The 12,418-nt window shown below is 71.4% G+C and carries 12 protein-coding genes; 5 read left to right on the top strand and 7 right to left on the bottom strand.

Annotation, left to right across the window (positions count from 1 at the left end; translation table 11 throughout):
- Positions 1–86: 86 nt before the first annotated feature.
- Positions 87–608: a peptidylprolyl isomerase gene (locus tag B9B60_RS08670; protein WP_084451161.1), complete on the top strand. Its 522-nt coding sequence runs from the start codon at positions 87–89 to the stop codon at positions 606–608.
- A gap of 4 nt (positions 609–612) precedes the next feature.
- Complete coding sequence (locus B9B60_RS08665; RefSeq protein WP_084450950.1) at positions 613–1,533, top strand: rhomboid family intramembrane serine protease; 921 nt, start codon at positions 613–615, stop codon at positions 1,531–1,533.
- Positions 1,534–1,695: 162 nt separating this feature from the next.
- On the opposite strand, the gene B9B60_RS08660 is transcribed toward B9B60_RS08665, so the two are convergent.
- Positions 1,696–2,061, bottom strand: coding sequence for a cell division protein CrgA (locus tag B9B60_RS08660; RefSeq protein ID WP_234993810.1), 366 nt, complete (start codon positions 2,059–2,061; stop codon positions 1,696–1,698).
- A gap of 79 nt (positions 2,062–2,140) precedes the next feature.
- On the opposite strand from B9B60_RS08660, the gene B9B60_RS08655 reads away from it, so the two are divergent.
- The 3 genes from B9B60_RS08655 to B9B60_RS08645 are packed head-to-tail and all read left to right on the top strand — an operon-like array spanning position 2,141 to position 4,591.
- Positions 2,141–2,917, top strand: coding sequence for a DUF881 domain-containing protein (locus B9B60_RS08655; RefSeq protein WP_084450949.1), 777 nt, complete (start codon positions 2,141–2,143; stop codon positions 2,915–2,917).
- A gap of 16 nt (positions 2,918–2,933) precedes the next feature.
- Positions 2,934–3,590, top strand: a complete 657-nt coding sequence (locus B9B60_RS08650) for an aminodeoxychorismate/anthranilate synthase component II (protein WP_084450947.1) — start codon at positions 2,934–2,936, stop codon at positions 3,588–3,590.
- Between the two features lie 17 nt (positions 3,591–3,607).
- Positions 3,608–4,591, top strand: a complete 984-nt coding sequence (locus B9B60_RS08645) for a YihY/virulence factor BrkB family protein (RefSeq protein WP_084450946.1) — start codon at positions 3,608–3,610, stop codon at positions 4,589–4,591.
- Positions 4,592–4,848: 257 nt separating this feature from the next.
- On the opposite strand, the gene pknB is transcribed toward B9B60_RS08645, so the two are convergent.
- Genes pknB through B9B60_RS08615 form a run of 6 tightly spaced genes read right to left on the bottom strand, consistent with a single transcriptional unit; the run spans position 4,849 to position 12,317 of the window.
- Positions 4,849–6,741, bottom strand: coding sequence for a Stk1 family PASTA domain-containing Ser/Thr kinase (pknB, locus tag B9B60_RS08640; RefSeq protein WP_084450944.1), 1,893 nt, complete (start codon positions 6,739–6,741; stop codon positions 4,849–4,851).
- Positions 6,742–6,787: 46 nt separating this feature from the next.
- Entirely contained in the window at positions 6,788–8,242 is a 1,455-nt protein-coding gene (locus B9B60_RS08635) for a peptidoglycan D,D-transpeptidase FtsI family protein (protein WP_084450942.1), read from the bottom strand.
- Positions 8,239–9,615, bottom strand: a complete 1,377-nt coding sequence (locus tag B9B60_RS08630; RefSeq protein WP_200811198.1) for an FtsW/RodA/SpoVE family cell cycle protein — start codon at positions 9,613–9,615, stop codon at positions 8,239–8,241. The genes B9B60_RS08635 and B9B60_RS08630 overlap by 4 nt, the downstream gene beginning before the upstream one ends.
- Positions 9,612–10,847 (bottom strand): Stp1/IreP family PP2C-type Ser/Thr phosphatase, encoded by a 1,236-nt coding sequence (locus B9B60_RS08625; RefSeq protein WP_084450938.1) that lies wholly within the window; start codon positions 10,845–10,847, stop codon positions 9,612–9,614. Before B9B60_RS08625 ends, B9B60_RS08630 begins: the two co-directional genes overlap by 4 nt.
- Before the next feature lie 2 nt (positions 10,848–10,849).
- On the bottom strand, positions 10,850–11,359 hold the full coding sequence (locus tag B9B60_RS08620; RefSeq protein WP_072623326.1) for an FHA domain-containing protein FhaB/FipA: 510 nt from the start codon (positions 11,357–11,359) through the stop codon (positions 10,850–10,852).
- Positions 11,360–11,387: 28 nt separating this feature from the next.
- Positions 11,388–12,317 carry an FhaA domain-containing protein gene (locus B9B60_RS08615; RefSeq protein WP_223277702.1) on the bottom strand — a complete coding sequence of 310 codons (930 nt, stop codon included), beginning with the start codon at positions 12,315–12,317 and terminating at the stop codon, positions 11,388–11,390.
- Positions 12,318–12,418: the final 101 nt, after the last annotated feature.

Raw genomic sequence — 12,418 nt, 5'->3', positions numbered from 1 at the left:
GCACCGGATCGCCGGGCGATGAAACCGCGAGCGGCGATGAGGCCCGCCACGTCCCCCCTTCGGCCCCGGTCGATAGCATGGGCGGCATGAAGGCGATCCTGCACACCAACCACGGCGACATCTCCATCGAGCTGTTCCCCAACCACGCTCCCAAGACCGTCGACAACTTCGTCGGCCTCGCCACGGGCGAGAAGGAGTACCAGGACGACGCGGGTCGCACCAACCCGACGAAGTTCTACGACGGTCTCGGCTTCCACCGGGTCATCTCCGGCTTCATGATCCAGGGCGGCTGCCCGCTGGGTCAGGGCGTCGGCGGCCCCGGCTACGTGTTCGACGACGAGATCCACCCCGACCTGACCTTCTCCAAGCCCTACCTGCTCGCCATGGCCAACGCCGGCAAGCAGATGGGCCGCGGGACCAACGGCTCGCAGTTCTTCGTCACCGTCGGCGAGACCCCCTGGCTCAACGGCAAGCACACGATCTTCGGCGAGGTGGCCGACGGCCCGAGCCGCGAGGTCGTCGACAAGATCGCCGGCGTCCAGACGGGTGCGATGGACAAGCCGGTCGAGCCGGTGACCATCGAGTCCGTCGAGATCGTCCAGGACTGATCCCGTGTCGCTGCCGCCGTCCGGCTGGGGCGGTTCGTCCACGGACGGCGGCACCGGCGCCACCCCCGAGACCCCCACGTGCCCCCGGCACCCTGACCGGGTCTCCTACATCCGCTGCCAGCGGTGCCACCGACCGGTGTGCCCCGAGTGCCAGCGATCGGCCGCCGTCGGCGTCCAGTGCGTCGACTGCGTCCGTCAGGGGTCGAAGGGGGACCGCCCCCAGCGCACCGTCTTCGGCGGCCGCGCAGGCAGCGGTGGCGACGCGCCGCGTCTCACCATCGCGATCATCGCGATCTGCGCCCTCGTGTGGATCGGCGAGCTGCTCTCGCCGCGGGTCTTCCAGGAGGTCGCCTTCGCGCCCGCCCTCGGCACCACCGAGCCCTGGCGCCTGCTGACCTCGGCCTTCGCCCACAGCCCCAACCAGCCGATGCACATCCTGTTCAACATGCTCGCGCTGTGGCTCGTCGGCGGCTACCTCGAGCGGATGCTCGGCTGGGCCCGCTACCTCGCGATCTACCTCGTCACCGCGCTGGCCGGCTCGGTGACCTGGCTGCTCTTCCAGCCCGTCGACCCGGCCGACCCCGAGGCCTACGTGCCGATCGTCGGGGCGTCCGGCGCGGTCTTCGGCCTCTTCGCCGCCGTCATCGTGCTCAACCGGCACCTCGGCCGCGACAGCTCGTCGATGGTCGCCACGATCGGCATCAACGCCGTCATCGGCTTCCTCGTCCCCAATGTCGCGTGGGAGGCGCACCTCGGTGGCCTCGTCGCCGGTGGTGTCCTCGCGGGTGTCATCGCCCTCTCGCGCAGCCGCGGTCGGCCGGGCCTGGCGTGGGTCGGGGTCGGCGCGGTGCTCGCGCTCGTCGTCGTCCTCGGGCTGGCGCGCTATGCCCTGTCCCCGAGCGGGTTCGAGGCTCCCTTCGGGTGATGACACCGGCGGTCCCGGGCCATCGCAGGCTGTGGACAACGCCGAGTTACACGCGTGTCATTTGTCCCCAGATGTGAAAAAGCCTGTGGACAACTCGAGTTGTCCACAGGCTTGTGGGGGAAACCGGCAGATTCCCACAGGGGGAACCTGCCGGTCAGCGCGTCATCGCCAGCGCGTCGTCATGGCGAAGCCGGCGAGGATGAAGGCGAACCCGGCGCCGAGGTTCCACCGGCCCCACGACTCGACGGGGTACTGCTCCTGCGTGATGTAGAAGGTCACGACCCACACGAGCCCGATGAGCATCAGGCCGAGCATCACCGGCACGAACCAGCTCGGGTTGCCCACCCGCTGGGCCTTGACCTTGTGTCGCGAACGGCTGGCCTCGCCGGCCTCGGCCGCTGCCGCGCGCTTGCTCGGGTTGCCGGAGCGGGCGGCGCTCTTGCTCGCGGCCTTCGCCCTGGCCGTGGCCGTGGTCTTGTCGGCCGGGGCCTCGGTCGTGTCCTTCGCGTCGTCGGCGGACTTCGCCACTGGGTGCTCCTCGGGTCTACGGGGGTCGTGGCCTAGCGTAGATGCCGAGCACCGATCCACCGACCGAAGGGGGTGCCCCGTGCCGGACCGTGACCTGCGCAGCCGAGTGCGCACCTGGCTGACCCATCGGCCGAGCCGGTGGTCGGCCCTCGTGCCCGTCATCGCCGCCGGCGCCGGCCTGCTCTTCGCGACCTCGAGCACGACGGCCCGTGGGACCGACCTGCGCAGCGAGGCGACGGGGGTGCCCGACGTCATCCGTGAGCGCACCCTCGACAACGAGCGCTCCGCGCAGCGGGTGCAGACCCTGCGTAGCGAGGTCGACCAGCTGACGAAGTCCGCCGCCCCCGGCAGCTCGCGGCTGCGCGCCATCGACGAGGAGAGCCGGGCCAATGCGCGCTCCGCCGGCATGACCGCCGTGCAGGGCCCGTCGGTGACGGTGACGCTCGACGACGCCCATCTCAAGGCGAGCGAGGTGCCGGAGGGGTTCACCGTCGACGACGTCGTGGTCCACCAGCAGGACGTGCAGGGCGTGGTCAACGCCCTGTGGCGCGGCGGTGCCGAGTCGATGCAGATCATGGACCAGCGGGTCGTCTCCACCAGTGCGGTCCGCTGCGTCGGCAACACCCTGATCCTCCAGGGCAGGGTCTACTCGCCGCCCTTCACGATCACCGCGATCGGCGACCAGGAGGACCTCCAGGCCGCCCTCGACGAGGACCCCGCCGTGAGCGTCTACAAGCAGTACGTCGACGCCGTCGGCCTGGGCTACGAGGTCGAGCACGACGACGAGACCGAGCTGCCCCCCTTCGACGGGCGCACGACGCTCGACCACGCCCGACCGCTCTCGTCCCGACGATGAGGGACATACTGTTCCGGTGAGCCGCATCCTCGTCGTCGACAACTACGACAGCTTCGTCTTCACGATCGTGGGCTACCTGCAGCAGCTGGGGGCCGAGACGACGGTCGTGCGCAACGACGCCGTCGCTCCCGCCGACGGCGCCGACTTCGACGGCGTCCTCATCTCGCCCGGCCCCGGCACGCCCGAGGAGGCCGGTGTCTCCACGGCGATGATCGAGGCCTGTGCCGAGCGGGCCCAGCCGATGCTCGGCGTCTGCCTCGGCCACCAGGCCCTCGGTCTCGTCCTCGGGGCGACGGTCGGGCGGGCGCCGGAGCTGCTACACGGCAAGACGAGCCGGGTCCTGCACGACCAGACGGGGGTGCTGGCGGGGCTCGCCTCGCCCTTCACCGCCACCCGCTACCACTCGTTGACCATCGACCCGGCGACCGTGCCCGACACCCTCGTGCCCAACGGCCACACCGAGTCCGGGGTCATCATGGCCGCGCACCACCGCGACCTGCCGCTGCACGGCGTGCAGTTCCACGCCGAGTCGGTCCTCACCGAGGGCGGGCACCGCATCCTCGCCAACTGGCTGGCCATGACCGGCGACGCCGGCGCCGTCGAGCGCAGTGCGGGCATGTCCCCGCTCGTGCGTGACGTCGAGGGCGTGGCCCGGGCCGTCGCGGCCGGCTGACGGGCGAAGGGGGGAGCATGGGCGAGCCGACGGTCGGCCCGCTGGACCGGATCCAGCGCCGGCACCCGGTGCTCGGCTTCCCGCTCGCGGTCGTCTACAAGTTCTTCGACGACTTCGGCGGCTACCTGTGCGCGCTGCTGACCTACTACGGCTTCCTCTCGCTCTTCCCCGGGCTGCTGCTGCTGTCGACCGTCGTCGGCTTCGTCCTGCAGGGGCAGCCCGAGTGGCAGGACCGGATCCTCGACTCGGCGCTGTCGGAGTTCCCGATCGTCGGTGACGAGCTGCGCACGACCGGCACCCTGGGTGGTGGCCCCGTCGGTCTGGTCGTCGGTGGACTCGCCGCGCTCTACGGTGGGCTCGGCGTGGGTCAGGCCCTGCAGTACGCCAACAACACCGCGTGGATGGTTCCGCGCAACAGCCGGCCCAACCCCTTCGCCAGTCGTGGCCGGGGGATGCTGCTCCTGCTCGTGGCCGGCATGACCATCGTGCTCACCACCGGCCTGACGACCTATCTGCAGCGACTCGTCTCCGGTGGCTACGCCGGGTGGGCGATCACCATCGCCTCGATCGTGCTCAACACGCTCGTCATCTCACTGATCTTCATCATCGCCACCACCCGGGCGCTCAGCCTGGCCGACGTGCTGCCGGGAGCGACCCTCGCGGCGCTCGCCTGGCAGGGGATGCAGACGGTCGGTGCGGTGTACGTCAGCACCGTCATCGAGCGGGCGAGTAACCTCAACTCGGTCTTCGCGATCGTCCTGGGCCTGCTCGTCTTCCTCTACACGATGTCGGTGGCGATCATGCTCTGCGCCGAGGTCAATGTCGTGCGCAAGGAGCACCTGTGGCCCCGCGCGCTGCTCACGCCCTTCACCGACCAGGTGGTGCTCACCAGCGCCGACCAGCGCGCCTACGCCCGGCACGCGGAGGCGCAGCGGCTCAAGGGGTTCCAGCGGATCGACGTCTTCTTCGACGAGACGCGCGGGCGCGACGGCGACGACTGACCTCTCGGGGCCAGCTGGCCGAACGGCCGGCAGGTTGTCGGGCAGATTCAGTGGGACAGGGCAGCCGGCTCGGCTGCGCTACGCCGTTGCTCCGTGGTCTGGGTCGTGACCCGTCCTGTGGAGCAACGGTGAGTCACCCAGATCCGACCGCCAGGGGTCCGATCGCCCCGCCCTGCCCGCTCTCGCGGACCGGCTGCACGCGCGCACCGACCGGCCACCCCGCGCCCGCGCACCGGCCGCCCTCACGGGCTCCTGCCTCACGGACTCGCGGGCGACTGCGTGGTCCGGTCGGTCGTGGGTCGGTCCGTCGAGGTGGGCGAGGGGCTTAGGGTCCCGCCCGTGGGCTCGCTCGTCGACGTCGGGTCGCTCGTCGGCTCGTCCGTCGTCGGCTCGTCGGTCGTCTCGTCGGTCGTCTCGTCGGACGTCGTCGAAGGTGTCTCGGTGACCGTCGTCGTCGACTCCGGCTCGGTCGCGACGGTGAAGGTCACCGTGCGCCCCTGCTTGATCTTGCCCGCGCCGGGGTTCTGCCCCAGCACCGTGCCCGGCTCCTCGCTCGAGGTCTCCGACTCGACCTTGACGTCGAGGCCGAGCGCGAAGATCTCATTGCGCACCTCGTCGATCTGCTGACCGGTATAGTCCTTGAGCTCGACGTCACCGCTGGCGACGACGACGTCGACCTTGCTGCCGCGGGCGACGGACTCGGCCACACCGGGGCTGGTGCTGATGACGTGGTTGGCCGACTGGTCGGGGCTGTCCTCCTTGGTCACCGTGCCGAGCTCGAGCCCCTGGGCCTCGAGCGCGCTCTTGGCCTCGCCGCGGCTCATCCCGACGATGCTCGGGACCGTCACCTCGTCAGGCCCGCCGGAGACCTCGATGGTCACCGTCTCGCCCTCGGCCACGCTGGTGCCCTCGCCAGGGTTCTGTGCGACGACCTCGCCGACGGTCGCGTCGTTGGTCACCGTCTCGACGTCGGTGCGCAGCCCGGCCTTGTCCAGCTCGGCGCGGGCGGCGTCCTCGTCCATGCCGACGACCCGTGGCACGGCCACCTCGACGACGTCGTCGCCCTGGCTGGCACTCCACGCGTACCACCCGAGCAGGGCGAGCGGGATGAGCAGGAGTGCGGCGATGACCCAGCCCAGCCCGGAGCGTCGGCGTCGCGGCGGTGCCGCCGGCATCGACGCGGTGTCGGGCTCGGTGCGCAGGGGCGCTCCTTCGGGCCGGGCGGCGGCGACGGGCAGCGCGGTCGTCGCGGCGTCGAGGTGCTCGGTGACGACCGGGCTGATGGGCATGCCCCCGCGGAAGGCGCCGAGGTCCTCGGCCATCGCCCGGGCATCCGGGTAGCGCTCGTCGCGGTCCTTGGTCAGGGCGTGCAGGACGATCGCGTCGAGCTCCGGCGGCACGCTCGGGTTGACGGACGAAGGGAGCGGGATGTCGGCGTTGACGTGCTGGTAGGTCAGCGAGATCGGCTCGCCCGTGTAGGGCGTGCGTCCGGTGAGCAGCTCGAAGAGCAGGCAGCCGGTCGAGTAGACGTCGCTGCGCTTGTCGACCGTCTCGCCCCGGGCCTGCTCGGGGGAGATGTACTGCGCCGTGCCGATGACCGCCTGGGTCTGGGTCATCGTGGCCTGGGTGTCGGCGATCGCGCGGGCGATGCCGAAGTCCATGACTTTGACACTGCCGTCGTCGGCGAGCATGACGTTGCCGGGCTTGATGTCGCGGTGGACGATGCCCATCTCGTGGCTGTAGTCGAGGGCCTCGAGGACCTGCTGGACGATCCGCGCCGCCTCGTCGGGCTCGATCGTGCCGGTCTCGGAGTCGTTGAGGACCTCGCGCAGGGTCCGGCCGTCGACGTACTCCATGACGATGTAGGGGATGTCGAGCGTGGCGCCGCCGGTCTCGGTGATGCGGTCCTCGCCGGAGTCGTAGACGGCGACGATCGAGCGGTGGTTGAGGCCGGCGACGGACTGCGCCTCGCGCCGGAAGCGGCCGAGGAAGGCCGCATCGCGCGCGTGGTCGGTGCGCAGGATCTTGATCGCGACGGGTCGGCCGAGCCGGGCGTCGTGTCCCAGGTGGACCTCGGCCATGCCGCCGCGTCCGATGAGCTCACCGACCTCGTAGCGGCCGCCGAGCAGGCGGGGTGTCGAGCTGCTCATGCTGTCCCCCTGGACTCGCGGGTGGGTGGGGTGCTCAGGACGGGGTTCACTGCAGGGCCGCCTTCATCACAGCCGAGCTGATCGGTCCGGCGACCGATCCGCCGTAGGCCTCGTTGCCCTCGCGGCCGCCGTCCTCGACGACGACGGCGACGGCGACCTTGGGGTTGTCGGCCGGCGCGAAGCCGGTGAACCAGGCGTGCGGAGGGGCGTCGGTCGCGTGCTCGGCCGTCCCGGTCTTGCCGGCGACGCTGACGCCCGGCACGGCGGCCTGCGTGCCGGTGCCCTGCTCGACGACGAGCTTCATCATGTCGGTCAGCTGGTCGGCGGTCTCCGGCTCCATGGCCTTCGACAGCTGCTCGGGCTTGGTCTCGCTGATCTCCGACAGGTCCTGCCCGAGGACCGACTGGACGAGGTGCGGGGTCATGACGACACCGTCGTTGGCGACGGCGGCGCTCACCATGGCGACCTGCAGCGGGGTGACGCGCACGTCGTACTGGCCGATGCCGACCTGGGCCTCCTGCGGGGGGCTCAGCTCGTCGGGCACCGTCGACGGCGTGACGTTCATCGGGATCTCGAGGTCGTCGCCGAAGCCGAACTTCGCGGCCTGGTCCCGGACGGCGTCGCCGCCGAGCTCCATGCCGAGCCAACCGAAGGCGGTGTTGCAGGAGTCCTGCATGGCGACGGCCAGCGTGACCATGTCGTTGGGTCCGCAGGCACCCGCGTGCGAGTTGGGTAGCCCGACCTCGGTCTGCGGCAGGTCGAGCACGGCGGGCCCGGGGATGGAGGAGTTCTCGTCCCACTGGCCGTCCTCGATGGCGGCGGCGGCGGTGACGATCTTGAAGACCGAGCCCGGGGGGTAGAGGTTGCCGGAGATCGCGCGGTTGACGAGTGGGCGGCTGGAGTCGGAGTTGAGCTCCTCCCAGGCCTTCTTCTCCGTGGACGTGTTGTGGCTGACGAGCGGCGTCGGGTCGAAGTCGGGGTGGGAGACCAACGCGAGGATCTCGCCCGTGCGCGGGTCGAGCGCGACGACGGCGCCGCGCTGGTCGCCCAGGGCCTCGTCGGCGGCGCGCTGCACGCGCGGGTCGATGGTCAGCTCCAGGCTCGCCCCCTTCGGGGTGCGCCCGGCGATGGTGCTGGTGAGCCGGTCGTAGAAGAGGCGGTCGTCGCGCCCGGACAGCAGGCCGTCGGCGGCGAACTCGACGCCACCCCCGGGACCGTAGGTGAAGGAGTTCCAGCCGGTGACGTGGGAGTAGAGCTGCGGGTCGCTGTAGGTGCGCTGCCACTGCAGGTCGTCGTCGGTGGGCGACGACGAGGCGATGGCGCGGCCACCGAGGAGGATCTGGCCGCGCTCGCGGGCGTAGCTCTCGAGCTGGGTGCGGCGGTTGCCGGGGCGGTCGTTGATGTCCTGGCTGCCGAGCACCTGGATCCACGTGCTCGCGCCGAGCAGCAGCACGAACATCACGGCCACGAGCGTCGACAGCCTGCGGATGGGCTGGTTCATCGCGCCTTCACCACCTGCGTCGGGGCGTCCATCGAGGCGGGGTCGAACTCCGGCTCGGGGCGGCGGGCGTGGTCGCTGATGCGCAGCAGGATGGCGATGAGGGTCCAGTTCGTCAGGAGTGAGGATCCGCCGTAGGCGACGAAGGGGAGGGTGAGCCCGGTGAGCGGGATGACCCTGGTGACGCCACCGATGACGACGAAGACCTGGATGGCCAGGACGAAGGTCAGTCCGCTCGCGAGGAGCTTGCCGAAGCCGTCGCGCAGGCCGATGGCCGAGCGCAGGCCGCGCTCGACGAGCAGCGCGTAGAGCATGATGATCGCGAAGACGCCGATCAGGCCGAGCTCCTCGGCGATGCTGGTGAAGATGAAGTCCGACTCGGGCAGCGGGGTCAGCCACGGCCGCCCGCGCCCCAGACCGGTGCCGGAGATGCCGCCGGCGGCCATGCCCATGATGCCGGCGCCGATCTGCCCGCACTGCTCGACGCCCTCCTCGGAGAAGGTGTCGGTCCAGCACAGGATGCGGGTCTGCACGTGGCTGGCGAACTGGTAGACGACGAACGCGCCGGCGGCCGCCATGCCCAGACCCAGGACGATCCACGAGGTGCGCTCGGTGGCGATGTAGAGCATCGCGACGAAGAGCCCGAAGATCAGCAGCGTGGTCCCGAAGTCGTTTTCCAGGACGAGGACCGCGGCCGCGGCGAGCCAGGCGATGACGAGGGGGCCGAGGTCGCGGGCGCGGGGGAAGGTGATGCCGAGGAACTTGCGCCCGGCGAGGGCCAGCATGTCGCGGGTCTGCACGAGGTAGCCGGCGAAGAAGATCGCCAGCAGGATCTTGGCCACCTCGGCGGGCTGGAAGGTGAAGGCGCCGAGCTTGATCCAGATCTTCGCCCCGTAGACCGAGTGCCCGAAGGGGGTGAGCGGCAGGGCGATGAAGATCAGCGCGAAGAGGCCCGCCGTGTAGGTGTAGCGCCGCAGCACCCGGTGGTCGCGGAGCGCGACGAGCACGACGAGGGCGATGGCCACCCCGAGACCCGTCCAGATGAGCTGGCGCAGGGCCAGCCCGGAGCTGAAGTCGCGGCCGGCCGCCAGGTCGAGCCGGTGGATCATCACCAGGCCGATGCCGTTGAGCAGGGTGACGATCGGCAGGATGATCGGGTCGGCGAAGGAGGCCCGCCAGCGCAGCACGAGGTGCACACCGAGGGCGATGGCCGCGAGGATGCCCGTGTGACCGAGCAGGTCGGGCGGGATCTCGCCCGACTCGGCGACCGAGACGTTGATGTAGGCGAGGATCACCACGCCGATGGCCAGCGCCGTGAGCAGCAGCTCGACGTTGCGGCCCCGCGCGGGGGTGATCGTCGTGATGGCTCGGCTCATCGTCCGCAGGGCTCCCCGGTCGCCCGCAGCTGCCCGCACTTCTTGGCCGCCACGCGCAGGCTGTCGACGCGCTGGTCGGCCGCGCTGCGCGACTCGACCGAGATCGTGCCCTCGACCTCGTCGCGGTAGAAGGACGGCAGCTCGGACAGCTCGATGTCGGTCTGGTCGACGGCCGTGTTGAGCGAGATGGGCCCGAGGTCCTGGGCGACGCCGCGGTAGACCGTCACGTGGCCGGCCTGGGCACCGACGTAGTACTGCTGCTGGGTCCAGGCATAGCCGGCGTAGGCGACGGCGCCGACGAGCAGCACGGCGACGACGAGGCCCCCGAGACGGCGCAGCCACCGGCCGCGTCGGCCGTGGCCCTCCTCGTCGAGCTCGACGCCCTCGTCGTCGTCCTCGTCGCGGGTCAGGGCGGCGGCACGCGCGGCGGGGGAGTTGTCGACCCGCTTGCGCGGGCGGCGCAGGGCCGCGGAGCCGACGACCTGGGGCTGGGTGGAGGGTGCGGTGCCGGCCTCGACGACGTCGGCGACGATGACCGTGACGTTGTCGGGGGCGCCCGCGCGCAGCGCGAGGGAGACGAGGTCGTCGGCGGCCTGCCCCGGGGGCGTGCCGCCGGTGAGGATCTCCTCGATCGTGTCGAGCGCGACGAAGCCGGACAGGCCGTCGGAGCACAGCAGGTAGCGGTCGCCCTTGCGTGCCTCGCGCGCCCCGAGGTCGGGCTCGTCGCTGTCGGCCCCGGTGAGCACGCGGGTGACGACCGAGCGCTGCGGGTGGGTGCTCGCCTCCTCCTCGGTGATCCGACCCTCGTCGATGAGCGTCTGGACGAAGGAGTGGTCCTTGGTGATCTGCGACAGCCGGCCCTCGCGCAGCAGGTAGGCCCGCGAGTCGCCGATGTGGGCGAGGATGAGCTTGTTGCGCGCCCGCATGATCGCGGTGACGGTCGTGCCCATGCCCTCGAGCTCGGCGTTGTCGGCGAAGGTGCGCGCGATCTCGTCGTTGGCCCGGGTGATCGCGCGGCCCAGCTGCGAGGAGGCCTCGGCCGCGGTGAGGGAGTCGTGGTCGATCTCGACGAGCTCGGTGATGACGGTCGCCGAGGCGAGGTCACCGCCCGCGTGCCCGCCCATGCCGTCGGCGACGACGAGCAGGTGGGGGCCGGCGTAGCCGGAGTCCTGGTTGTCCTTGCGGACCAGTCCGACGTCGGAGCGCGCTGCGTAGTGGAAGGTCAGCGCCATCGCTAGTTCCTCAGCTCGATGACCGTGCGGCCGATCCGGATCGACGTGCCGGTCTCGACGGGCACAGGGTCACCGACGCGGTACTGGCCGAGGAAGGTGCCATTGGTCGAGCCGAGGTCCTCGACGTACCAGCCGTCCTCGCCACGGATGATGCGGGCGTGCCGCCCGGAGGCGAACTCGTCGTCGAGCACGAGCGCGCACTCGGGGTTGCGGCCGATGAGGACGCCCGAGTCGCGCAGGGGCAGGGAGGTGCCCGTGAGCGGCCCCGTCGTCAGCACGAGGTGGGTCGGGGTCCGGGGGTTGCGCGGCGGACGCGGGGTGGTCGCCTCCGGGGCCTCCTTGGACCTCGCGCTGCGAGACGCGCGGGCGGCCTTCTTGGGCGGCGTGGGGCGTCGGTTGACCACGCGCGTGCCGAAGAGGTCGGTGCGCAGTACGGACGCGACCGAGAGCACGAAGACCCACAGGAGCACGAGCAGGCCGAGGCGCAGCACGGTGACCGTCAACTCGCTCAACTCCGGGACTCCTGTCGTGTGTGCCGGCTCAGCGGCCGGCGTGGAAGGTGGCGTGCGTGCGACCGACGGTGATCCGGTCACCGTCGTGCAGGCGCACGGCGTCGGTGGGCTCGCCGTTGACGAAGGTGCCGTTGGTCGAGCGCAGGTCGCGCAGGTGGGTCACGAGGTGGGGGCCGTCGTGGGTGACCCGGACCTCGCAGTGCCGGCGCGAGATGCCGGGGTCGTCGAGGACGACGTCGGCGCTCTCGTCGCGGCCGAGGACGGTCATCGCGGCGATGAGCGGGTAGCGCTCGCCGTCGACCTCGAGCCACGGTCGGTCGTGGACCGAGCGGGTCGGGCTCTGCCGCGGCGGCTGCGGACGGTGGACCGCCGTGGGCGCGTCGTCGGCGGGCTCGGGCTGCGGGGCCACCGGCGGGCGGGGCGAAGGGGGGCGAGGCACGGTCCGCTCGGGCGCGGCCACGGGGGCCGGCGCCTCCTCCACCTGGTCGTCGGTGAGCTCCCAGCCGCCGGAGTACTCGTCGTAGGCGTCGTCGTCGCCGGACTGCTCGTCGGCGTAGGAGCGGATCTGGTCGGCGCGCTCGACGCGCTGGCGGGCGGTGGCCGGGCGGACCCGGAAGACCCCGGTCTCGAGCTCGTCGTCCTCGTCGAAGAGGACCTGCAGCGGGCCGCCGGGCTGGTAGCGCTGGGACTCGGCGTGCTCCTGCGCGGCGGCGACGAGCTCGTCCTCGAGCTCCTGGTCGAACTCGGTGAGGCGCTCGTAGTCGCTCGGGGCGAGCTCGATGGTGAAGAGGTTGGGCACGATCGTGCGGCCGCGGCCGAGCATCGTCGCCCGGTCGTCCATGGCGCGACGCAGGGCGGAGGCGAGCTCCAGAGGCTGGACCTCGGCGCGGAAGGCGCGCGCGAAGACGCCGTTGACGGTGCGCTCGAGCTTGCGCTCCATGCGTTCGAAGAGGCTCACGCTCTCCTCCCTTCGGGCAGACGTCATCACGGACACACGGTGCGGCGAGCCTAACGTCTGACCCTGAGGGATGCCTGCAACCCATGCCGATGCGCGCCTCG

Origin of the sequence: Janibacter indicus (assembly GCF_900176385.1) — a bacterium.
GTDB classification, from domain to species: domain Bacteria; phylum Actinomycetota; class Actinomycetes; order Actinomycetales; family Dermatophilaceae; genus Janibacter; species Janibacter indicus.
Note: the sequence above shows the minus strand (reverse complement) of the source record. Positions and strands in the feature narration are given on the sequence as shown.